Origin of the sequence: Streptomyces avidinii (assembly GCF_014650695.1) — a bacterium.
In the GTDB taxonomy this organism is placed as follows: domain Bacteria; phylum Actinomycetota; class Actinomycetes; order Streptomycetales; family Streptomycetaceae; genus Streptomyces; species Streptomyces avidinii.
Genome location: NZ_BMVL01000001.1, coordinates 750,388 through 772,542, shown reverse-complemented (window position 1 = coordinate 772,542; position 22,155 = coordinate 750,388). Strand labels below are relative to the sequence as shown.

The 22,155-nt window shown below is 73.4% G+C and carries 16 protein-coding genes; 3 read left to right on the top strand and 13 right to left on the bottom strand.

The window, feature by feature from the left end:
* Positions 1 to 3: 3 nt before the first annotated feature.
* From IE257_RS03560 to IE257_RS03510, 11 genes are all read right to left on the bottom strand, one after another.
* Positions 4 to 2,850: a serine/threonine-protein kinase gene (locus IE257_RS03560; protein WP_229920080.1), complete on the bottom strand. Its 2,847-nt coding sequence runs from the start codon at positions 2,848 to 2,850 to the stop codon at positions 4 to 6.
* The gene (locus tag IE257_RS03555; protein WP_189964792.1) at positions 2,847 to 4,133 is read right to left on the bottom strand and encodes a coiled-coil domain-containing protein; all 1,287 of its coding nucleotides are present in this window, start codon (positions 4,131 to 4,133) and stop codon (positions 2,847 to 2,849) included. Before IE257_RS03555 ends, IE257_RS03560 begins: the two co-directional genes overlap by 4 nt.
* 110 nt (positions 4,134 to 4,243) lie before the next feature.
* The gene (locus tag IE257_RS03550; protein ID WP_505383562.1) at positions 4,244 to 5,242 is read right to left on the bottom strand and encodes a glutamate ABC transporter substrate-binding protein; all 999 of its coding nucleotides are present in this window, start codon (positions 5,240 to 5,242) and stop codon (positions 4,244 to 4,246) included.
* Positions 5,243 to 5,337: 95 nt separating this feature from the next.
* The gene (locus IE257_RS03545) at positions 5,338 to 6,744 is read right to left on the bottom strand and encodes a GlnX family signal transduction membrane protein (RefSeq protein WP_189964453.1); all 1,407 of its coding nucleotides are present in this window, start codon (positions 6,742 to 6,744) and stop codon (positions 5,338 to 5,340) included.
* A 208-nt stretch (positions 6,745 to 6,952) separates the two neighbouring features.
* Complete coding sequence (locus tag IE257_RS03540) at positions 6,953 to 7,942, bottom strand: N-acetylglucosamine kinase (protein ID WP_189964451.1); 990 nt, start codon at positions 7,940 to 7,942, stop codon at positions 6,953 to 6,955.
* Positions 7,933 to 9,198: a 6-phospho-beta-glucosidase gene (locus tag IE257_RS03535; RefSeq protein WP_189964450.1), complete on the bottom strand. Its 1,266-nt coding sequence runs from the start codon at positions 9,196 to 9,198 to the stop codon at positions 7,933 to 7,935. Before IE257_RS03535 ends, IE257_RS03540 begins: the two co-directional genes overlap by 10 nt.
* A 5-nt stretch (positions 9,199 to 9,203) precedes the next feature.
* On the bottom strand, positions 9,204 to 10,085 hold the full coding sequence (locus IE257_RS03530; RefSeq protein WP_189964448.1) for a carbohydrate ABC transporter permease: 882 nt from the start codon (positions 10,083 to 10,085) through the stop codon (positions 9,204 to 9,206).
* Complete coding sequence (locus tag IE257_RS03525) at positions 10,082 to 11,029, bottom strand: carbohydrate ABC transporter permease (RefSeq protein WP_189964446.1); 948 nt, start codon at positions 11,027 to 11,029, stop codon at positions 10,082 to 10,084. Before IE257_RS03525 ends, IE257_RS03530 begins: the two co-directional genes overlap by 4 nt.
* A gap of 4 nt (positions 11,030 to 11,033) precedes the next feature.
* A complete protein-coding gene (locus tag IE257_RS03520) occupies positions 11,034 to 12,377 on the bottom strand; it encodes an ABC transporter substrate-binding protein (RefSeq protein ID WP_189964444.1) in 1,344 nt (447 codons plus the stop codon).
* 125 nt (positions 12,378 to 12,502) lie between these two features.
* Entirely contained in the window at positions 12,503 to 13,750 is a 1,248-nt protein-coding gene (locus IE257_RS03515; protein WP_189964442.1) for an ROK family transcriptional regulator, read from the bottom strand.
* A 167-nt stretch (positions 13,751 to 13,917) separates the two neighbouring features.
* Positions 13,918 to 15,000, bottom strand: coding sequence for a mechanosensitive ion channel family protein (locus IE257_RS03510; RefSeq protein WP_189964440.1), 1,083 nt, complete (start codon positions 14,998 to 15,000; stop codon positions 13,918 to 13,920).
* Positions 15,001 to 15,285: 285 nt separating this feature from the next.
* Here IE257_RS03510 and IE257_RS03505 point away from each other — a divergent pair, with 285 nt between their 5' ends.
* On the top strand, positions 15,286 to 15,822 hold the full coding sequence (locus IE257_RS03505; RefSeq protein ID WP_189964438.1) for an HNH endonuclease: 537 nt from the start codon (positions 15,286 to 15,288) through the stop codon (positions 15,820 to 15,822).
* Between the two features lie 150 nt (positions 15,823 to 15,972).
* Here the strand turns inward: IE257_RS03505 and IE257_RS03500 are convergent, their stop codons facing one another.
* A complete protein-coding gene (locus tag IE257_RS03500; RefSeq protein ID WP_189964436.1) occupies positions 15,973 to 18,963 on the bottom strand; it encodes a glycoside hydrolase family 84 protein in 2,991 nt (996 codons plus the stop codon).
* A 201-nt stretch (positions 18,964 to 19,164) separates the two neighbouring features.
* Here IE257_RS03500 and IE257_RS03495 point away from each other — a divergent pair, with 201 nt between their 5' ends.
* The gene (locus tag IE257_RS03495) at positions 19,165 to 21,192 is read left to right on the top strand and encodes a 4-alpha-glucanotransferase (protein WP_189964434.1); all 2,028 of its coding nucleotides are present in this window, start codon (positions 19,165 to 19,167) and stop codon (positions 21,190 to 21,192) included.
* A 20-nt stretch (positions 21,193 to 21,212) separates the two neighbouring features.
* Positions 21,213 to 21,452, top strand: coding sequence for a hypothetical protein (locus IE257_RS03490; protein WP_189964432.1), 240 nt, complete (start codon positions 21,213 to 21,215; stop codon positions 21,450 to 21,452).
* Positions 21,453 to 21,561: 109 nt separating this feature from the next.
* Here the strand turns inward: IE257_RS03490 and IE257_RS03485 are convergent, their stop codons facing one another.
* A complete protein-coding gene (locus tag IE257_RS03485) occupies positions 21,562 to 22,053 on the bottom strand; it encodes a MarR family winged helix-turn-helix transcriptional regulator (protein ID WP_189964430.1) in 492 nt (163 codons plus the stop codon).
* Positions 22,054 to 22,155: the final 102 nt, after the last annotated feature.

The window sequence follows — 22,155 nt, the reverse complement described above, 5'->3', positions numbered from 1 at the left end:
CACTCACACCCACGTCCGGGGACGGAAACGGTTTGCCCGCTCCACCAGTTCGATCCTCTCCTCGCCACGCCGCGCCAGCCGTGCGAGTACGCGGTACGAGCGCTCCAGTCCGAAGCGCAGGCCCCGCTCGTCCAGTTGACTGCCGAGCAGCGAGGTCCGACCGGGGTCGGAACCCCGGCCACCCGACAGTACCCAGTCCAGGGCCGAGCCCAGAACTTCCGTCGCGAGCCGCTCCTGCCGCTCCGGGTCCAGTCCGAACCGCCGCAGGGCCTCCACCTGGTCGGCGGCGGCCGACAGGTCGGCCAGCAGCGGCTCCTGCGGAGACCGGTCGCGCAGACGTGCCCGTACGGCCGCCACCCGCGCGGCGGTGTAGTGGATGGACGCCTCCGGTACGGACTCGAGCGTGCGCACGGCCGCGTCCCGGTCCCCGGCGGCCAGCTGGACGCGGGCCAGCCCGAAGGCCGCGCTGACGAACCCCGGGTCGGTGATCCACACGAGGCGGTAGTACTCGGCGGCGTTGTCCAGCTGGCCGAGCACCTCCGCGCACAGCCCGAGGGCCAGCTTCGGCGCGGGCTCGCCCGGGAAGGCGTCGTAGATCGCGTCGAAGGACAGGGCCGCTATCTCGTCGTCACCGGTGGCCAGCGAGGCGATGCCGCGGGCCCACACCACCCGCCAGTCGTCCGGATGCCGGGCTTCCAGATCCGCCAGGGTGTGTCCGGCCTCGGCCAGTTCGCCCAGCTCCAGGCGGGCCCGCAGCTCCCGCAGCCGCAACTCGGCCGAGTCGGCCGGCGCCGCGCTCAGCGCGCCCAGCAGGTCGCCCGGCGCGGAGGCGAGCAGACCGGTCAGGAACCCGGCGTTCGGGTCGCCCGCGTCCACCAGCGGTACGGGCAGGGCCAGCGCGGTGTCGCGCGGGTCGAGCGTGTTCGTTCCCCCGGTGGGCGGCTGCGCGGAGAGGAGTACGGGGGCGGGCGCGGCCCCCGGGGCCCGGACCGGAGCGGGTGGCGCGGACCGAGGCCCCGGCACCGCTCCCGGCGCCGGGGCACCCGTCACGTGCGTGGCGGTGGTCCCGAGGGACGGCAGCGACGCACCCGCGCCGGGCGCGTGCCCCGGTGGGCCGAACGCCCCCGGCGCAGCGGCCCCCACCGGAGCAGCACCCACCGGGACACCCGCCCCCGGTCTGGAGGCGGCCGCGGGGACGGCCGTCGGGGGCTCACCGGCCGCGGGTGCACCGGCCACGCCGCCGGGTGAGTGCGCCCCCGCCGGGACCGGGCCGCGGCCGAGCAGCCCGAACAGCCCGCCGCCCCGCCGGGAGGCGATCTCCCGGTGGCCCAGCCGGGAGACGACGATGTCGTCCGTGTCGGCGAACAGCCGGGTGTCCGGAACCCGCAGTTCCGGACCGAAGAGGGTCGACAGCTGCGGCCGCGGCCGGCCCGTCTGGAGCGCGACCACCTCCCGCAGCACGCCCGTCAGCTGGTCCGCCATCTCCTGCGCGGACGCGAACCGCCGCCCCGGGTCCGGGTCGGTCGCCCGTACCAGCAGCCGGTAGAAGGACTCGTACCGCCGGAACACCTCGATGTGCTCCGGATCCGGCAGCGAATCCACGAACACATTGGTGTAGCCCTGGAAGTCGAAGGTCAGCACGGCCAGCGTCCGCGCCACCGTGTACAGGTCGGAGGCGACCGAGGGGCCCAGCTCCGCAACCTCCGGAGCCTGGTAGCCGACCGTGCCGTAGATGGCCGACTCCTCGTCGTCCATCCGCCGTACCGCGCCCATGTCGATCAGCTTCAGCTGGTCCTGCTGCTGGATCGCGTTGTCGACCTTGAAGTCGCAGTACAGAAGGTTCCTGCTGTGCAGGTGGCCGAGCGCCTCCAGCGCCTCGATGCCGTACGCGCAGGCCTGCTCCACCGGCAGCGGGTCCCGCCGCCCGTCCGGCCTGCGCCGCTCGTTCGCGATCTCCTTCAGCGACTTGCCGCCGACGTACTCCATGACGATGTAGCCGTCCAGCGAACCCGTCCGCTGGTCCAGGTGCTCCACGAAGTTGTAGATCCGCACGATGTTGGAGTGCTCGATCTCCGCGAGGAAGCGCCGCTCCGAGATCGCGGCCTCCATCGCGTCCTGGTCCCCGGTGTCCAGCAGGCCCTTGAGCACCACCCACCGGTCCGCGACCGCCCGGTCCACCGCCAGGTACACCCAGCCGAGGCCGCCGTGCGCCAGGCAGCCCAGCACCTCGTACTGGCCGCGCACCACATCACCGGAGCGCAGCTTGGGCACGAAGGAGTACGGGTGCCCGCACTTGGTGCAGAACCCTTCCGTCCGGCCCGGCCGGTCGCCCCGGGAGCGGCCCACCGGGGCACCGCAGTCCGAGCGCGAGCAGAACCGCTTGCGCTCCGGCACCTCCGGATTCTCCAGGACCGCCGTCGAAGGATTCGGACGCGGCACTTCCGGTACGTTGACCAGCCCGGCCCCCAGCCGGCTGCGGCCCGAGGCCGCCGCGCCCGAACTGCGCACCGACACCGACCGGGTGGACATCGTCCCCGACACCGAGCGCGACAGCCGCCCGGACACCGAGCGGCGCGAGGACGAGGACCGGGAGGACCTCGCCGAGGCCGAGGAGCGCGCCGAGCCGTGGGAACCCTGCGAGCCCATCGACCCCCGGGACCCGCCGGATCCCAGTGAGCCGCGGGCCGCGCTCGTCATCCCCGTCGGCGGCGACACCAGCTCGTCCGCGCCCGCCGCGACCGAGCCGATCGGCGCCAGCCCGCAGGTGTCGCAGTAGACCTCGCCGCCGCCCATGTCCTCGTACGCCCCCGGGCACCCGGGGCGAACGCACGCGGTTCCGATCAGGCTCATGCGTCCTCCTCCCCCGGCCCGTCGGGCCGCTGTTCCTGGTGTCGTTGCTCGGGCCGGTCCTGGGGCGCCAGCAAGGACTCCGCAGTCGCCTGCTGGTAGCGCAGGACGGCCTGCTCGGCGGCCCGCAGGTCGCAGGGCGCGCTCCACAGCATCCGCCGGGCGGCGTCGTACCGCTCGATGAGCAGGGGGTCCTCCGCCAGTCCGTGGCGGGCCACCTTCGCCTTGTACGCGTCGAGGCGCCCGCGCAGCTCGGCCCGTACGGCCAGCGGCGCCGTCACCGCGGTCAACGATTCCCGCGCCCGCCGCAGTTCCTCCCCGGCGCGCTCCTCCAGCGATTCCAGCAGCGGCGAGAGCCGGTGCCAGCGCGCCTGGCGCCGGTGCTCGGCCGCCGCCGCCAGCTGCTCCTGGAGCACCGTGGGCGGGCCGCTCACCGCGGGCACCTCGGACGCGGCGATCTTCGCCAGCACCTCGCCGCGCGCGGTCCGGGCCTCCGCCAGGGTCCGGTCGGCCCGCGAAAGCACGTCCCGCAGGGCGATCAGCCGCTGCTCGGCGTCCTGCCGTACGTCCAGCACCGCTTCGACCTCGCGGCGTACGTCCTCCAGCGCGAGCGCGGCCCGGTCGTAGCGCCCGGTGTCCGGGCGGCCGCCGCCGGGCGCGGAGCTGCCCGCCGCCGGCAGCCAGAAGGCCAGCGGGTCCGCGATCACCTGCGTGCGCAGCTCGGCCAGCTCGGCGGTGATGTCCTCCAGGTCGTCGCCGGAGGGGTGCTCGCCCGGCCGCACGCCCACGGAGTGCGCCAGCGAGCGGGTGCGGTGCAGTTCGGCGGCGAGCAGGTCGATCCGGGCGGGCAGCGCCGACCACACGGCGTCGGCGGCGACCACCACGTCGAGCGAGCGCGCGTACAGGCCGTTCATCCGGGCCACCAGTTCGGCGAGTGAGAGCCGTTCCGCCAGCGCGACGCCCTCGGCGGCGGCCCCGGCGATCAGCACTCCGGGTCCGCGCAGCCGCTCGGTCAGTTCGATGAGGTCCTCGCGGTTGGGCCAGCGGCGCCGCTCCCGTACCTCCCGGGCGGCGGTCAGGGCCCCGCTGTAGGCGTCGAAGTAGGTCCACAGGCGGGTGATGTCCGCGTCGGCGGCCGTCCACCGGTCCTTGGTGGTTCCGGTCAGCGCGGCGCCCTCCAGCAGCCGGCGCCCGGCGTGGTCCTGGAGGGCGAGCAGCGAGGTCTCGACCGCCTCGTGCTCCGCGCCCAGCCTGGCCAGGGCGCGGTCGACGTCGTCCCGGTCCATCACTGCAGACCCCACCTCCACCGACTGTGCCTCCGCTTCCGCCGCCGCCTCCGTGTCCGTCCTCGTATCCTGCCCCGCGCCCGGTCCCGTGTCCGAAACCGTCACGGACCTCAGCCGTCCCGGTACTTGGGCGCGGGCGGCGCGGTCACACCGGGCAGCACGGGCTGCAGGTGCTTGAGGTACGCCTTCATCCACGGGCTCTCACCGCCGCCCGCGCGGTAGTTCTCCAGCACCTTGTTGACCCGGCGGACCAGGTCCGAGGCGTCCTTGTTCATCGCCACCCCGTAGAACTCGCGGGTGAAGGGTGAGCCCACCAGCTGAACGGAGGGGTCCTGGGCGGCCTGACCGGCCGCGAGGGCGTTGTCCGTGATGATGCCGTCGACCTCGCCCAGCTGGAGCCGGACCAGGCAGTCCAGCTGGTTGGCGACGGTGACCGGCACCGAGCCGTACGACTGGGCCTTCAGGGCCGCCTCCGCCGTGGAACCGGCCGCGAAGCAGATCCGCCGGTCCTTCAGGGAGGCGTCGTAGCCGGTGATCGGCGAGCCCTTGGGTGCCAGCACCTGCTGACCCGCCTCGAAGTAGGCCGTCGAGAAGGCGACGTCCTCCAGCCGCTTGCAGTTGATGGTCATGGTCCGCACGACGACGTCGACGCGCCCCTCCTGGAGGGCGGGGATGCGCTGACTGGTGGGGATGGCCCGGTAGATGACCGCGTTCTCGTCGCCCAGGATGTCCTTGGCGATGGCCTTCACCAGGTCGATGTCGAAGCCGTCGAGGCGGCTGCCCTCGGCCGTCTGGTTGCGGTAGCCCCAGCGGAAGCTGTTCTGGTCCACGCCGGCGACGAGCTTGCCCGCCGCCTTGATGCGCGCGATGGCCGCCCCGTCCACCTCGGCGGGGCGCAGGCTGGCCTCGGGGTCCTGGCAGGTGTCGGTGGGGACCCACGGTGCGGCCGGGGCCGCCGCCATCGACGCGGGCCGGCGGACCACCGGCCGGCCGGTGTCGGGCGTCGCGTGCGCCAGCGGCAGCAGGACGACGGCCGCGGTCGTCGCGCAGGCGACGGCCATCGCGCTCACCCCGCCCCAGCCGCGCAGCCGACGTGCCGCGCGGCGGATCCCGGACACGGCGACCGGAGCCGCCTCCGGGCCCTCGGGGCCCGCGTGGTTCTCGTGGCCTTCGGCGGCCCGCCCGGCTCGTATCCGCATCGCGCTCACCTGTACTCCGAAAGCCTGCGCCCGATGCCGAGCAGAGCCGCTGCCGCGCCGATGACCACCAGGGCCGCGGAACCGGTCACCAGACCGCTCAGCGCCCCGAGGCCGTCGCCGGCCGCCCGGGTGAATTCCCGCTGCTCGTGGGCGACGGCCTGCTCCAGGGAGGCGTCCACCGTGTCGAAGGCGGCGCCGCTGCTCTCCTTGTGCTCGTCGTCCCCGACGACCTGGGGCAGCGCGGCCTCGTAGTCCCCCTTCAAGTCCGCCTCCCGGGCCGCCGCGTGTCGCTGCTTCCACTGCTCCACGCCGTCCGCGGCCCGGCCGACGGGGCTCCGGCCGGCTTCGTCGTCGGCCAGCCGCAGCGCGGTCGCCAGCCCGGCGTCCAACTGCTTCATGTTGTTCGTGAAGTCCACGTCGTACTTGTCGGACTTCTTGTCCTCGGCCAGTACGGCGCCCCGCGCGATCAGGGTCAGGTTCTCACCGGCCCGCGCCTGGAGGGAGGCGATCCGCGCGTCGTTGAGCACCTTCATGGACTCCTGCCCGTCGACCCGGGCCTCGTTCAGCGAGGACCGCGCCACCGTGTGCCCCACGGCCAGCCACAGCAGGACCACCACCGACGCGGCCGTCGCGGCCACCAGTCCGTGGTTGAGCACCCGGTTCGTGTGCCGGTAGTTGCGGCGCTGCGCCCAGACCAGGGCGGCGACCGCGAGCAGGCCCAGACCGATCGAGGCCAGCGGCCAGGACCGGGCGTCGTCGTGGTCCGCGTAGAGCCGCTTGGTCTCCGACTCGTACAGCCGCTGCGCGGCGGGCAGCAGTTGGGTGGTCATCTGCTCGTTGGCGTAGCGCAGGTAGGCGCCGCCCAGGGGCAGGCCCTGCCGGTTGGTGGCCCGGGCCTGCTCGATCAGGCCGGTGTAGCGCGGGAGCTGCTCGCTCAGCAGGGTGATCTGCTTGCGGGAGTCCTCGTTGCCGCCGGTGTTGGCGGCCGCGCTCACCAGCAGCCTGGAGGCGTTGGCGATGTCCTTCTCGTACCGCTGGCGGACCTCGCGCGGCTCCTGGGCGCCCAGCAGGAACCCGCTGGAGGAGGTGGTGTCGGCGTCCGCGAGGGAGCGGTAGATGCTCGCCGCGTCCGCGCTCAGCGGCTGGCTGCGGCCCACCACGTCATCGGCGGCCGCGGCCCGGTCGGAGATCTCCCAGACGCTCACCGTGCCGAACAGCACGATCAGGGCGGCCAGTACCGCGCCGATGATGCGCAGCCGGCCCGGCTCGGTGGTCGCCGCCTCGCGCAGCCGCTCGACGCCCTCGGCCCAGGCGGTGCCGCGAGGCGGTCCGCCGGGCGGTGGCGCCGACGGCCCGGCGGGCGGCACGGGAACACCGCCTCCGGGCGCGGGCGCGCGTGATGTGATCGCCACCGTGACCTCCCCCTCGGTCCTGTCGTCCCCACAGCCGACGCTGGGAGGTACCCCCTGCGCAGCAGTATGGCCGTAGTGCCGGTCGACCACAGCACCCGGTGCTGGATCCGGGGCGATCCGTCCCCGGGGGTGCCTTTCGTCGCCCCTTCACCGTCAATACGTCCGCACGTGCGCCACGGTTCCAGACCGGATGACTTCCGGGGCGGGTTCACCCGAAATGGGCACGGAGTTTTTCGTACGCCCCGTGCGGGGCCCCGAGCGCGTCGAGGCCGAGCAGTCCGGCGCCCAGCACCGGCGGCGCCGTGATCACGGAGATCCGGGCGCGCGGGGCCCGTCGGGCGAGGCCCGCCGCGATCCGGTCGTCGAGCTGCGGGTGGCCGGCCGCCAGCACACTGCCGCCCAGCACCACCGGCACCTCCTGCTCCAGCAGGCCCAGGCGGTCCAGCGCCACCGAGGCCATCGCCACGACCTCGTCCGCCTGCCGGTGCACCAGCGACAGCGCCACCGGGTCACCGGCCGCCGCCACACCGAACAGCACCGGCGTCAGCTCGTGGCGCCGCCCGTGCGGCACCCGGCCCAGGTGCATCGCCTCGATCAGCGAGGCCATGGATTCGTGGCCGAGGTGCGCGGGCAGAGCCCGGGCCAGCTCCGTCGGCCCGCCCCGGCCGTCCTCGGCCCGGGCCGCGAACCACAGGGCCTCCTCGGCGAGTCCGCCCCCGCCGCCCCAGTCGCCGGAGATCCGGCCGATCGCGGGGAAGCGTGCGGTCCGCCCGTCCGGGGTCATCCCCACGCAGTTGATGCCCGCCCCGCACACCACCGCGACACCGCACGGGTCGGCGCCCGTCGGCAGCCCGGAGCGCAGCAGCGCGAAGGTGTCGTTGTGCACGGCCGTCGCCCGGCCCCAGTTGCGGCCCTCGATCTCGCGCGCCAGCTCCTCCTCCTCCACGGCGAAGTCGGCGTTGGCCAGGCACGCCGACACCCGCTCGGCCCACGGGCCGGCGGCGCGGTCGGTGCGCAGTCCGGCGTCGGACATCGCCTCGGCGAGCACGTCGACGGCCGCGGCCACCCCCGTCCGCGGCGGCTGGAAGCCCCCGGCCCGGCCGGAGCACAGCACCGAGCCGTCCGGGGCGAGGAGCGCCACGTCCGTCTTGCTGTTGCCCGCGTCGATGGCCAGCACCGAGGGGAGGGTCACGCCCATGGCAGGTGCTCCTTGTTGTGGGCGAGCAGCCGGTCGGTCAGCCCCTCGGCCAGCTCGAACTGCCCGACCAGCGGGTGCGCCAGCAGTGCCTTGAACACCCGCTCGCGCCCGCCGCGCAGCGCCGCGTCCAGCGCGAGGTCCTCGTACGCGCTCACGTGCGAGATCAGCCCGGCGAAGAGCGGGTCCAGCCGCGGCACCGCCAGCGGAGCCGCGCCGGAGCCGTCGACGCGGGCCTGCACCTCGATCACCGCGTCGTCCGGCAGGAAGGGCAGGGTGCCGTTGTTGTACGTGTTGACCACCTGCACGGCCGGGCCGCCGTCGCCCAGCAGCGAGGCGGCCAGGTCCACGGCCGCCTCGGAGTAGAAGGCGCCGCCCCGCTTCGCCAGCAGCGCTGGCTTCTCGTCGAGCGCGGGGTCCCCGTACAGGGCGAGGAGTTCACGTTCCATCGCGGCGACCTCGGCCGCCCGCGAGGGCTTGGTCCCGAGCTCCCGGACGACCTCGTCGTGGGCGTAGAAGTAGCGCAGGTAGTACGAGGGCACGACGCCGAGCCGGTCCAGCACCGCGCGGGGCAGCCGCAGGTCCGAGGCGACGGCCTCGCCGTGCGCGGCGAGCAGGGTCGCCAGCAGGTCCTCGCCGTCCGGGCCGCCCCGGCGTACGCCCAGCTCCCAGGTGAGGTGGTTGAGGCCGACGTGGTCCAGGTGGATGTCGGCCGGCGCCAGGTCCAGCAGCGCCGCGAACTTCCGCTGGAGGCCGATGGCGACGTTGCACAGCCCCACGGCCTTGTGCCCGGCCTGCAGGAGGGCCCGGGTGACGATCCCGACCGGGTTGGTGAAGTCGATGATCCACGCGTCCGGGTTCGTCCGCCGGACCCGGTCGGCGATGTCGAGGACCACCGGGACGGTGCGCAGCGCCTTGGCGAGCCCGCCCGCCCCCGTGGTCTCCTGCCCGACGCAGCCGCACTCCAGCGGCCAGGTCTCGTCCTGGAGCCGGGCGGCCTGCCCGCCGATGCGCAGCTGGAGCAGGACCGCGTCCGCCCCGGCGATGCCCGCGTCGAGGTCGGAGGTGGTGGTGATACGGCCCGGGTGGCCCTGGCGGGCGAAGATCCGCCGGGCCAGGCCGCCGATCAGCTCCAGGCGTTCGGCGGCCGGGTCGATCAGTACGAGCTCGCTGACGGGCAGGGTGTCGCGCAGCCGTGCGAAGCCGTCGATCAGTTCGGGGGTATAGGTGGAACCGCCGCCCACCACTGCGAGTTTCATCGTCGTCAGCCTTTCACGCCGGTCAGGGTGACTCCCTCGACGAACGCCTTCTGGGCGAAGAAGAAGAGGACGATCACCGGTGCCATGACCAGTACGGTCGCGGCCATGGTCAGGTTCCAGTTGGTGTGGTGCGCCCCCTTGAAGGACTCCAGTCCGTAACTGAGGGTCCAGGCGGCCGGGTTGTCGGAGGCGTAGATCTGCGGGCCGAAGTAGTCGTTCCAGGCGGAGAAGAACTGGAAGAGCGCGACGGCGGCGATTCCGGGCCGGGCCATCGGCAGGACCACGCGCAGCAGGGTGCGCACCTCGCCGCAGCCGTCGACGCGGGCCGCGTCCAGGTACTCGTCGGGGATGGTCAGGAGGAACTGGCGGAGCAGGAAGATGGAGAAGGCGTCGCCGAAGGCCATGGGGACGATCAGCGGCCACAGGGTGCCGGACAGGTCGAGCTGCTTGGCCCAGAAGAGGTACATGGGGATGACCACCACCTGCGGCGGCAGCATCATCATGGCGATCACGAGCAGCAGCGAGAGCCGCCGGCCGCGGAAGCGGAATTTGGCGAGCGCGTACGCGACGGGCACGGAGGAGACCACGGTCAACAGGGTGCCGAGTCCCGCGTACAGGAGCGTGTTGCGCCACCAGGTCAGGAAGCCCGGGGTGTGCCAGACCTTCGCGTAGTTGCCCCATTCCCAGGTGTGGGGCCACAGGTCGCGGGTCAGCGCCTGCCGGTCGCCCATCAGGGAGGTGAGGAGGAGGAAGACGAAGGGGAGGACGAAGAACAGGGCGGCGGCCACGCCGAGCGAGTGCACCCCGACCCAGTGCAGTACCGCCCGGGAGGATCTCCGGCCGCTGCCGTTGTCACCGTTGCCGCCGCTGTGCGTGCGCGTACTCACTCACCTGCTCCGATCAGACCGCCACGGCGCCGCATCAGGAGCGCGGTGAAGGCCATGGAGAGGGCGAACAGGACGAGCGCGACGACACACGCGGTGCCGTAGTCGAAGCGCTGGAACCCGAGGTTGTAGACGAGCTGCGGCAGGGTCAGGGTGGACTTGTCGGGGTAGCCCGGCTCGAACTGCTGGCCCGAGCCGCCGATCACCCCGGCCGCGACCTTCCCCGCCACCAGCGGCTGGGCGTAGTACTGCATGGCCTGGATGACCCCGGTGACCACCGCGAACATGATGATCGGCGAGATGTTGGGCAGGGTGATGTGCCGGAACCGCGCCCAGGCACCGGCCCCGTCCAGCTCGGCGGCCTCGTACTGCTCCTTCGGTACGTCGAGCAGCGCGGCCATGAAGATGACCATCAGGTCGCCCACCCCCCACAGTGCGAGGGCGGTCAGTGCCGGCTTGGACCAGTCGGCGTCGGTGAACCAGCCGGGGGTGGGCAGCCCCACCGCGTCCAGCAGGGTGTTGACGGGGCCGGTGCCGGGGTTCAGCAGGAAGACGAAGGCCAGGGTCGCGGCGACCGGAGGGGCCAGGTAGGGCAGGTAGAACAGGGTCCGGAAGACCCCGGTCGCCGTCTTGATCTTCGTGATGAGCAGGCCGATGCCGAGGCCGAAGGCGACCCGGCAGGTCACCATCACCAGGACCAGCCACAGCGTGTTGCGCATCGCCGGCCAGAACAGCGGATAGTCCGAGAAGACGTAGCTCCAGTTGTCCAGGCCGTTGAAGGCGGGCTGCCGGAAGCCGTCGTACCGGGTGAAGGAGAAGTACAGGGTGGACAGCAGCGGGTAGACGAAGAAGACCGAGAAGCCGATCAGCCAGGGGGACATGAAGGCCGCGGTCCGCAGGGCGGAGCGCCGCTGCTTCGACCGCAGGGGGCGGGGGACGTCGGGCATCGGGCTACTTCGCCTTCGCGATGTCCGTGTCGATCTGCTGGTCGGTCCTGGCGAGACCGGCCGGGATGTCGGCCACGTCGCCCTTCTCGACCCCGTACGCGAAGTCCTCGAAGGTCAGCTGGTAGGTGCCGCCGTCGGCCTGGGCCGGGGTGGTGCTCGACTTCGGGTGCCGGGCGATGTCGAGGAAGGTCTTGAACTCCGGGGTCACCCGGAGGTCCGGGGACTCCAGGGCGGCGAGCGTGGACGGCACGTTGTGGATGGCGTTGGCGAAGGCCACCACCGCCTCGGTGTCGGTGGTCATGTACTTGACCAGCTCCCAGGCGGCGTTCTGCTTCTTGCTGCCCGCGGCGATGCCCATGATCGTGCCGGAGAGGTAGCCCTTGCCGTAGTCGGCGGCCTGCTCGTCGGGGACGGGCAGCGGGGCGGTGCCGATCTCGAAGGTGACGCCGGCCTCCTTCGCCATCGGGGCACGCCACTCGCCGTCGATCTGCATGGCCACCTGGCCGGTGTGGAAGGGGTGTTCGGAGCTCCACTCGTCCCCGAAGGTGTTGCGGAAACGCTCCAGCTTCTCGTAGCCGCCGAGCTTGTCCACGAGGTCCTTCTGCGCGGTCAGCATCTTGGCGAAGGCCGGGTCACCGGCCAGGTTGGACTTGCCGTCGGCGCCGAAGTACGTGGCGCCCCACTGCGCCGCGAGCCGCGTCGGCTTCGTCTCGTAGCCGTGGAAGGTGGGCATCAGGCCGACCTGCTCGTACGAGTCGCCCTTGGGTTTGGTGAGCCTCTGTGCGACTTCGGTGAACTGGCTCCACGTCTTCGGGGGTTCGGTGATGCCGGCGGCCGCGAAGGCGGTCTTGTTGTAGACGAGGCCGTACGCGTCGTGCAGCAGCGGCAGCGTGCACTGGTTGCCGTTGAACTCCGTGTAGTCCAGCAGGGTCTTGGGGAAGACCTTCGTCTTGTCCACCCCGGACTTCTTCAGGAAGGGGTTCAGGTCGGCGAAGGCGCGGGAGTTGCAGAACTTGCCCACGCTGTCGGTGGTGAAGGAGGAGACCACGTCGGGGGCCTTGTCCCCGCCCGCGCGCAGAGCCTGGTTGATCTTGTCGTCGGTCATGTTGCCGGTGACCTTGACCTTGATGTTCGGGTGCGCCTTCTCGAACCGGGCGATGTTGTCCTCGATCGCCTTGGCCTCGCTCGGCGCGGACCAGCCGTGCCAGAAGTTGAGGGTGACGTCCGCCTTCGGGTCGTCGGAGGCGGTGTCCGCGCTCTGGCCGGCACAGGCCGTGGCGAGGGCGGATATCGCCGCGAGGAGGGCGGTTGCGGTGGTCAGGCGTCCGGTTCGTCCGGTTCTGGGCATGGCGGGGCTCGCTCTCTGCGGGAGGAACTTCCGTGGGGGTGCCTGTGGGATGGAGCGTGGCGGTGTGAGCGGTGTGAGCGGTGTGAGCGGTGTGAGCGGTGCGGGTGTGTGGGGTGCGCGCGGGATCAGCCGGAGGTGTCGAACACTTCGTCCCGGGTGGCGGCCAGTGCGCTCTCCAGCGCCCCGTGCAGGACTGCGTGTTCCCGTACTTCGCCGGGGACCAGTCGGGGCCGGGAGGGGGCCAGTTCGGCGAGCTCTGCCTCCAGCAGGGCGCGCAGCGGCTCGCCGCCCGCGCTGATCGCGGCACCGGACAGGACCACGATCTCCGGGTCCAGTACGGCGACGACCGAGGCGAGACCGGTGGCGAGCGCGGTGGCGTACGACTGGAGGAAGTGCAGGTTCGCCCCCTCGGGCGCGGCGGCGGCCCGCGCGAGCAGGGCGACGGCGGCGGCGACCTCCGGGCCGTGCGGGGCCCCGGACGCGGCCGGGGTCGCCGGTCCATCGGCTGCGCCGGGCACGGGCGCGGGTTCGACACCCAGGTCCGCGGCGAGCCGGGGCAGTCCCTCCACTCCGGCCAGCTCCTGATACCCGCCGGAGTTGGCCCGGGTGACCTGCCGGACCAGGGGGCGGCCCGGTACGGGCAGGAAGCCCACCTCGCCCGCGCCGCCGGTCCAGCCGCGGTGCAGCCGGCCGCCCAGCACCAGGGCGGCGCCGAGGCCCTCCTCGTTCCACAGCAGGACGAAGTCCTCGTGGCCGCGGGCGGCGCCGAGCCGCTGCTCGGCGACCGCGGCGAGATTGACGTCGTTCTCGTACTCGACGGGCATCGGCAGGGCCGCCGCCAGGTCCTCCAGGAGGGTGGGGGAGTGCCAGCCGGGGAGATGGCTGGCGTAGCGCAGCCGGCCGGTCTGCGGGTCGAAGGCGCCCGGGGTGCCGATGACCACCCGGCGCAGGTCGGAGCGGTGCAGCCCGGCGGCCTTGACGGCCTCCCCGAGGGCCCTGGTCACCTGGTCGACGGCCTGTGCGCCCTCGGTGTAGGGGACCTCGTGGGTGGCGACGACCGTGCCCGTGATGTCGGCGACGGCCGCCAGTACCCGCTCCGGGGTGACGTCGAGGCCGCCGACGTATGCGGCCCGCGGATTGATCGCGTAGAGCTGGGCGCTGGGGCCGGGGCGGCCGCCGTCCGTGCCGGTGGCGACGACGAGTCCGACCGCTTCCAGGCGGGCCAGCAGCTGGGAGGCGGTGGGCTTGGACAGTCCGGTCAGGTGCCCGATACGGGTCCGGGAGAGCGGGCCGTGCGTCAGCAGGAGTTCGAGTGCGGCCCGGTCGTTCATGGCGCGCAACAGGCTGGGCGTTCCGGGCGTGGCGGCGGGCATCGAGCGGCTCTCCCTCACCGAGGTGATCTGTTAGGTAAGTTTCCTATCACCTGTTGAACTGTGTCAATGCCGCTGCCCCGCAGGCTCTGCCATTTCGGCAATGACCTGCGGGGCAGTGGGGGCAGCGAGGCGGCGGTGCCGTGCGGTGCCCGTGCGGCGTGCTGCTGCTACTTGGTGATCCGGGGGCCGGCCGGCGGCGGGATCGGGGCGGTGGCGAGCGACTGCGGCGAAGCCGGGTTCGACAGGGCGGACGGCGCGGCGACCGAGGCCGATGCGTCCGCCGGGGGCTCCTCGTCCTCGTCGGCGGCCGGCATGCCGCCGATGATGCGGATGCCGGCGGCGTCGAAGGCCTCCTTGATCCGCCAGCGCAGCTCCCGCTCCACCGCGAACTGCTGGCCGGGCATGGTCTTGGCGGACACCTTCACGGTCATCGAGGCGAGCAGCACCTCGTCCAGACCCAGTACCTCCACCGGACCCCACAGGCGCTCGTCCCACGGGGACTCCTTGGCCATGGAGTCGGCGACCTCCTTGACCACCTCGCGGATCCGGGCCAGGTTCTCCGAGGGCTTGACCTGCACGTCCACGCCCGCGGTCGCCCAGCCCTGGCTGAGGTTGCCGATGCGCTTGATCTCGCCGTTGCGTACGTACCAGATCTCACCGTTGTCGCCGCGGAGCTTGGTCACGCGCAGTCCGACCTCGATGACCTCGCCCGAGGCGACGCCCGCGTCGATCTTGTCTCCGACGCCGTACTGGTCCTCCATGATCATGAAGACGCCGGACAGGAAGTCCGTCACCAGGTTCCGGGCGCCGAAACCGATCGCCACACCGGCCACACCGGCACTCGCCAGCAGCGGGGCCAGATCGATCTTCAGGGCGGCCAGGACCATCAGCGCGGCCGTGCCGAGGATCAGGAACGAAGCCACTGACCGGAGCACCGAGCCGATGGCCTCCGAACGCTGGCGCCGCCGCTCGGCATTGACCAACAGGCCGCCCAGCGCGGTGCCCTCCACCGCCTCGGCGCTGCTGTTCATCCGGTTTATGAGCTTGGTCAGCGCCTTGCGGACCGCCGAGCGGATGACTGCCGCTATCACGACGATCAGCAGGATCCGCAGGCCGATGCTCAGCCAGGTGGCCCAGTTCTGCTCGATGAAGCTGGCGGCCTCGGTGACGCTCGCCTGCGCCTCCTTGACCGATGCGGGCGCGTCCGGAACTTCGGCTGCCTGAGGCAGCAGAGCGGCGGGCCAGGGCACGACGGGAACCTCCAGGTATAGCGGTCTGCCCGCGGAACCGGGGGTACCCCCGGACGGAGCCGGGGGTATGCGGGGCAGACCAACCACACTAACGGGGCAATCCCTTCACCTTGGCGCAGTGTTCGAGGGAGAGACCAGACTCACCTGGGGATGACTGAGTGTGGTTGAAAACACCTCGGACCCGTTACGGGCGCGTGGTGGCGTTTCGACCAGCCGTAAGGAGAGACTGGAGAGCAGATCGTCCCGGCGCGAGCCACGCGCCGCCGGCGTACAAGGAGGCAGTCCGTGCCGCACGTCCTGGTCCTCAACGCGTCGTACGAGCCCCTCGGCGTCGTACCGCTCCGCCGCGCGCTCGTCCTCGTCCTGGAGAACAAAGCGGTCTCCCTGGAGGAATCCGGCGCCTATCTGCACAGCGCGACAAGGGTCGTCCCCGCGCCCAGCGTGGTACGGCTCAAGCGCTTCGTGCGGGTCCCCTACCGGGGGCCCGTTCCACTCACCCGGCGCGCCCTGTTCGCGCGGGACGGCGGCCGCTGCATGTACTGCGGGGCCGTCGCCACCAGCGTCGACCATGTCATTCCGCGCAGCAGGGGCGGCCAGCACGCCTGGGACAACGTCGTCGCCGCGTGCCGCCGCTGCAATCACGTCAAGGCCGACAGGCACCTGCTGGAACTCGGCTGGCGCCTGCGTCACCAGCCGGCGCCGCCGTCCGGGCTGGCCTGGCGGATCATCGGCACGGGGCACCGGGATCCGCGGTGGATGCCGTACCTCCAGCCGTACGGGGCGCAGGACGCGCTGGAGCGGATCGGGGTGGCGGCCGGTTAGCTCCCGCTGGGGCCGCCGGTTGCGTGCGGGGTCGCGCCCGCTGTGACCTGCGGCCCGACCTCCACGGGCTCCGCCCCGGACCCCGCGCCTCAAACGCCGGCGGGGCTGGAGGAGGCGGCGGGGCTGGAGGAGGCGGCGGGGCCGGAGCGGCTACGGGGTGACTGCGTAGGCCTGCGCCGACCAGAGGGAGCAGCCGTAGCGCGTCGCGCGGGTTTCGCACGTGACCCGCACGAAGCGGGTGTCCGGGGCGTCCAGCCGGAGGGACTCGCGGCCGCCGCGGGAGGCCGAGACCGCAGCCCCCGGACGCCAGGTCACCCCGTCCGCGGAGGTCTCCACCCGGTACGCGGAGGGGTACGCGTCCTGCCAGTGGAGTTCCACCCGGCCCACTCGCGCCGGGGCGCGCAGTTCGGCCTGCCACCACGCGCCGTCCACCGCCGGTGACGACCAGCGCGTGGTCGCCGAGCCGTCCACCGCCGCCGGGGCCGGGAAGTCGGCGGTCTCGTTCGCCGAGGAGGTCGCCCGCGCGGTGTGCAGGAGGTCCGGGCCCCCGGTACGGGCCACCGCGCGCACGGTCAGGGTGCGCGACTCCCCGTCGAAGGTCACCGGCACCTGGTAGCTGCCCGGCGCGGTGCCCGGGGCGACACTGACCTCCAGCGGGATCGACGCCTGGCCGCCGCGCGGGACCACCGCGGTCTGCGGAAGGCGGACCACGATGCCCGCCGGCGGCCGCGCCGACAGCGGCCCGCGGACCTCGCCCGGGCCCAGGGCCGACAGCTGCGCCGAGACCCGCTGTGCGGCGCCGCCGATCTCGGCGTCGACCGCGGCCCGGTCCGCCAGCTCGAAGCGGGCCCGTGGGCCGTCCGCGAACCACGGCACCACCTGGTGCACCGCCGGCGCCGACTCGGCCCCGGCCCAGGACAGCCGTACCGCGTCCGCGCTCAGCCCCGCCGTGTCCACCTGGGTCCAGCCCGTGGCGGCGGCGTCGGCGACCTTGCGCCAGCCCTCGCCGGGTACGTGCGCCTCCACCACGGCGCCCCGCGCCCCCGCCGGGAGCGGCTCGGTCATCACGGTCACGGCCGACACCGGGCGCGGCGCCTCCAGCCGTACGGTCCAGGCCTCGGCCTCCTTGGTGACCGTGCCGGTCCTGCGGGTGACCCCGGTCCAGGCGTCGGCCTCCGCCGCCGCCTTCGCGAGGAAGGGGTCCAGTACCGCCTTGTCCACCTGGGCCGTGCCCTGCTCCGCCAGCGCCTCGCGGGCCTCTGTCAGCGCCCGGGAGGCCTGCCAGGCGGCCGCCCCGTCCCCGCGGGCCTGGGCCTGCAGGACGTCCACCGCCAGTTCGGCCGCCGTCCCGTAGCGCGACAGGCGCTCCAGCCAGGGTCCGGCCTCGCCGGACAGGGCCGGCAGCCGGCCCGGGGCCTCGCGCAGGACGGCGAACGCCCTGCGCAGCGCCGTCCCGGCCGCCGGGTCGCCCGCGGCGCGGGCCCGCCAGAACTGCTCGACCAGCGGTTTCAGGTACGCCGACTCCTCCTGCCCCAGTCCCGAGGACGCGGTGTTCCCGGCCAGCGCCGCCACCGCCTCGCGCGTGCGCGGATCGGCGCCCGCCAGATCGCGCACCGCCGCGGCCCAGGACTCGCCGGCCCGGTAGCCGCGCGGGTTCCACGCGAAGTCCGCCGCCGTGAACAGCGGGATCCGCGACAGGGTGCCCTGCGGCATGGCGTTGGCCAGCAGCGCTGCCGAGCCGCCCACCACCGCAGGCTCGCGGCCCGTGTACGGGCCGAGGAAGATCCGGCCCGGATCCCAGTCGTTCACCGGGTAGTTGTCCATGGTGATCAGCGGGTGCCCCAGGGCGGAGCGCGCCCCGGCCAGGTCCTTGCCCGTGATCGTCTGCGGGACCACGCCCACACCCGTCCAGGCCACCTCCACCCGCGGGTCCAGAGCGCCCGCCAGGGCCGTCCGGTAGGCGGTGGCGCCCTCCTGGTAGTACTCCGTCGGCAGCAGGGAGAGGGCGGGCGCCCCCGGGTACCGGGCGGCCAGGTGCGCCGCCACATGGCCCGCGACCTCCGCGTGCGCCTTCGCGGCCGCCGCCGGGCCCTTCCCGTACCGGTCCCGGTCGGCCTTGCAGCCCCACTCGGTGTAGCTGACGTCCTGGAACTGCAGCTGGAAGGCGCGGAAGCCGAGGTCCCACATCGCGTCCAGCTTGCGGGTGAGTGCCGCCCGGTCGGCCTCCGAGGCCAGGCACATCGACTGCCCGGGCGTCACCGCCCAGGCCAGGACTATCCGGTTGGCGCGGGCCCGTTCGGCCAGTGCGCGGAAGTCCTCCTGCTGCGCCTGCGGGTAGTCCTGGCGCCAGGCGGTCGTGCGGTACGGGTCGTCGCCGGGTGCGAGCAGCAGCCGGTTCTGCTTGGTGCGGCCCATGAAGTCCACCTGGGCGAGGCGCTGCTCCCGGGTCCACGGCTGCCCGTAGAAGCCCTCGGTGATCCCGCGCACCGGGGCGGCCGGCCAGTCCCGCACCAGTACTCCGGGCACCTTCCCGCCGCTCGCCGCGAGCACCTGACGCAGCGTCTGCGCCGCGTGGAACAGCCCGTCCTCCCCGACCCCGGACAACGCGATCGTGTCCCGGCCCGCGTGGCGGCCCACGCCCAGCCGGTAGCCCCCGGCCGGCAGGTCCGCCGACGCGCTCGCGCCCAGCGCCCGCAGTGCCTCCTCCGCGCCCGGCTCCTGGAGTCGTACGAGGGTCCCGCGCGCGGGCAGCGGCGTCCCGGGGGCCTGCTCGTGGACGGTCCGTACGCCCGCCGCGCGCAGGGCGTCCCGCACCACCTGGACCGCGTACGGATCGGCGTCGGCCGGCGCGACGAGTACGGCCTCGGCGCCCAGCGGCAGCTCGCGCGCCGGATCGGCGGTCATCGACTGGGGACGGGGCCATACGGCGGGCCCCTCGGAGGCCGCCCGGGGGGTGTCGGCGCCGGGGTCCAGCGCGGGCCCCCCGAGGGCGATGCCGGAGGCCGGCACGCGCCCCGGTCCGGTCGGCACGGAGGGCGCCGCGAGGCTCCCGGGTGGCGCGGAGGCCACGGCGCCGCCCAGCAGCGTACCGATCACCGCCACAGCGACGGCGGTGGTCCGCCTCCTGCCCCTGAGCTGCACAGAGCCTCCTCGTCGCGAGACGTCCCCCACTCGTACGAATGAGCTTGAGCCCACCATCCGTGCGGCTGGGGTGTCAATGTGAGTGGGTGATCTGCCCCGGATGTGCCAGGAATGCGGTGCCTCCGAGTGGGTATGGACGCGGTGTTCCCCGGCGGCGTCCGACCCCCGTGCACCACTCTTCTGACACATCCTCATGCCCTCATGCCCGCACGCACGAAGGAGCGCCCGCAGATGGACGACCTGGCCCGGCTCGCCGCCCAGTACGGCGTCGCCACCGACTACCGGCCCGCCGCCGACGTCACCGTCCCGGTGCCCGAGGCCACCGTCAAGGCGGTCCTCGCACTGCTGGGGGTGGTCACCGACGACGCGAGAAGCATCCGGGTCGGCGCCGAGGCCGCCGTGCGGGAGGCGGCCGGCCGGCTGCTGCCGCCCACGCTGGTGCTCTGGCAGGGGGAGACGGTGGCCCGGGAGCCGGCCGGGCTGCCGCCGGGCACCCGGGTGCGGGTGGTGCAGGAGGAGACGGGCGCGGTGCTCGCATGGGGCCCCGGACTGCCCCTCGGCGTCCATCGGCTCACCGCGGAAGCCCCCGACGGGCGGACCGCCGAGGCCACCCTGGTCGTGGCCCCGCAGCGGGCACCGGCCGCGCCCGAGCGGGCCCACGGGCTGCTGGTGCAGCTCTACTCCCTGCTCTCCGAGCGCTCCTGGGGCATGGGCGACCTCGGTGACCTCGCGGAACTGGCCCGCTGGGCGGGCCGCACCCACGGCGCCGGGTTCATCCAGGTCAACCCGCTGCACGCGGCCGTGCCCGGGGACCCGACCGACCCCTCCCCGTACCGCCCCTCCTCGCGGCGCTTCCCGGACCCCGTGCACCTGCGGATCGAGGACGTCCCCGAGTACGCCGACTGCCCCGACCGCCAGGCCCTCGACGGGCTCGCCTCGCGCGGCGGTGAACTGCGCCGGCAGGTCCTGGAGAAGGGCGCGCTGATCGACCGGGACGCGGTCTGGGAACTCAAGCGGTCCGCCCTGGAACTGCTGTACGCCGTCCCGCGCACGCCCGAACGCGAAGCCGCCTACCGGGCGTTCTGCGCCGAACAGGGCGCTCCGCTGGACGTGCACGCCACGTGGTGCGCCGCGCACGCGGGGGAGGAGGACCCGAAGGAGCGGAGCGATTTCCACCGCTGGCTGGTCTGGCTGACGGACGGCCAGCTCGCTGCCGCGCAGCGGGCCGCCCGCGAGGCCGGCATGACGGTCGGCATCGTCCACGACCTCGCCGTCGGGGTGCACCCACAGGGTTCCGACGTCTTCGGATCGCCCTGCTACGCCCGGCACATCTCGGTCGGCGCGCCGCCGGACGCCTTCAACGCGCGCGGCCAGGACTGGGGGCTGCCCCCGTGGCGCCCGGACGTACTGGCCGCCACCGGCTACGCGCCCTTCCGGTCCCTGCTGCGCGGGGTGTTCCGCTACGCGGGCGCCCTGCGGATCGACCACGTGATGGGGCTGTTCCGGCTCTGGTGGATCCCGGAGGGGACCCCGCCCGCGGAGGGCGCGTACGTCAGCTACGACGGCGAGGCCATGCTGGCGATCCTCGTCCTGGAGGCGCACAGGGCGGGCGCGCTCGTCATCGGCGAGGACCTCGGGACGGTGGAGCCGCGGGTCCGTCAGGAGCTGGCCCGGCGCGGGGTGCTCGGCACCTCGGTGCTCTGGTTCGAACGGGACTGGGACGGCGGCGGGAGCCCGCTCGCCCCGCAGGTCTGGCGGGCCGACTGCCTGGCCACCGTCACCACGCACGACCTGCCGCCGACGGCCGCCAAACTCGCCGGGGGTCATGTGGAACTGCGCGACCGGCTCGGCCTGCTGACCCGCCCGGCCGAGCTGGAGCGGGCCCAGGACGCCGCTGACACCGCCGAGTGGCTGGAGCTGCTGGACGGGCTGGGGCTGGACACCAAGGGCGAGGAGGCCGCCGTACGGGCCCTGTACGCCTTCCTGCTGCGCACCCCGGCGCGGCTGGTCGGGGTGTGGCTGCCGGACGCGGTCGGGGACCGGCGGCCGCAGAACCTGCCGGGCACCTGGGACCAGTACCCCAATTGGCGGCTGCCGGTCGCCGACGCCGCCGGGCGGCCGCTGACCCTGGAGGAGCTGGTGTCCTCGCCCCGCGCGAACGCCCTGCTGAGCGCGGTGGGGGAGGGTGCGCGAACCCGTACGGCACCCCCGGGCGCGCGCCCCGTTTAGGTGTTCGCTACGTTTGCACCGTGGACAAGAAGAACGCTCTGCGCGCCGGCGCCGTCACGGCCGGAACCGCGCTGATGATGCTGCTGATGACGTCTCCCGCCCTCGCGCTCACCCGCGACGACGGTGACGACCCGGGTCCGGGTCTGAGCGCCGGCGAGACGATCGGCCTGTACGTGGTGCTTCCGATCGTCATCTTCCTGGTCATCACGGGTCTCGTGATGGTCCTCGACAAGTCGGACAGGAAGCCGAAGCAGGCTTGATCCGGTCCGGCCCTGCGGGGCCGGGACCAGCAGATCTTCCCGGGCGCCGGGGGTCCGCACCGCCGATTCGAATCGGCCGTGCGCCGATCCCCGGCGCCTTGTCGTGTCCTCAGACGCCGGCCAGGAGCCGGCGGAGCAGGCCGGTGAGGACGACGACCTCCTCGTCGGTCAGCCCGGTGAGCGCGGCGCGCTGCACCTCCAGCCCGGCCGTGACGGCCTCGTCGATGAGCGCGAGGCCACGGTCGGTGATCGTCACCTGGAGCCCCCGCCGGTCGTGGGGATCGGGCTTGCGGACGAGCAGCCCGGCCTTCTCCAGCTTGTCCAGACGCCCTGTCATGCCGCCCGTGGTGAGCATGAGCGTGGCCGAGAGCTGGCGGGGCGAGAGCGTGTAGGGATCGCCCGACCTGCGCAGGGTGGCCACGACGTCGAACTCGCCGCGCGAGATGCCGAAGCGCCCGTAGCACTGCTCCATCGCGTCGCCCATGGCTCTGGCGATCCGGTAGATGCGTCCGAAGACGGCCATGGGGGCCGTCTCCAGGTCGGGGCGCACGGCGAACCACTGGGCCGTGATCGCGTCCACCGCGTCCTTGTCGTCACTCATGGGTGCAGTATCCGGCTTCCTCGAGATCGTTCGCAAGAAAGTTGCTTGACGGTAAGTAGCTTAGCGGTAAGCTACTTAGCAGCAACCGAGTCCGGGGGAGAG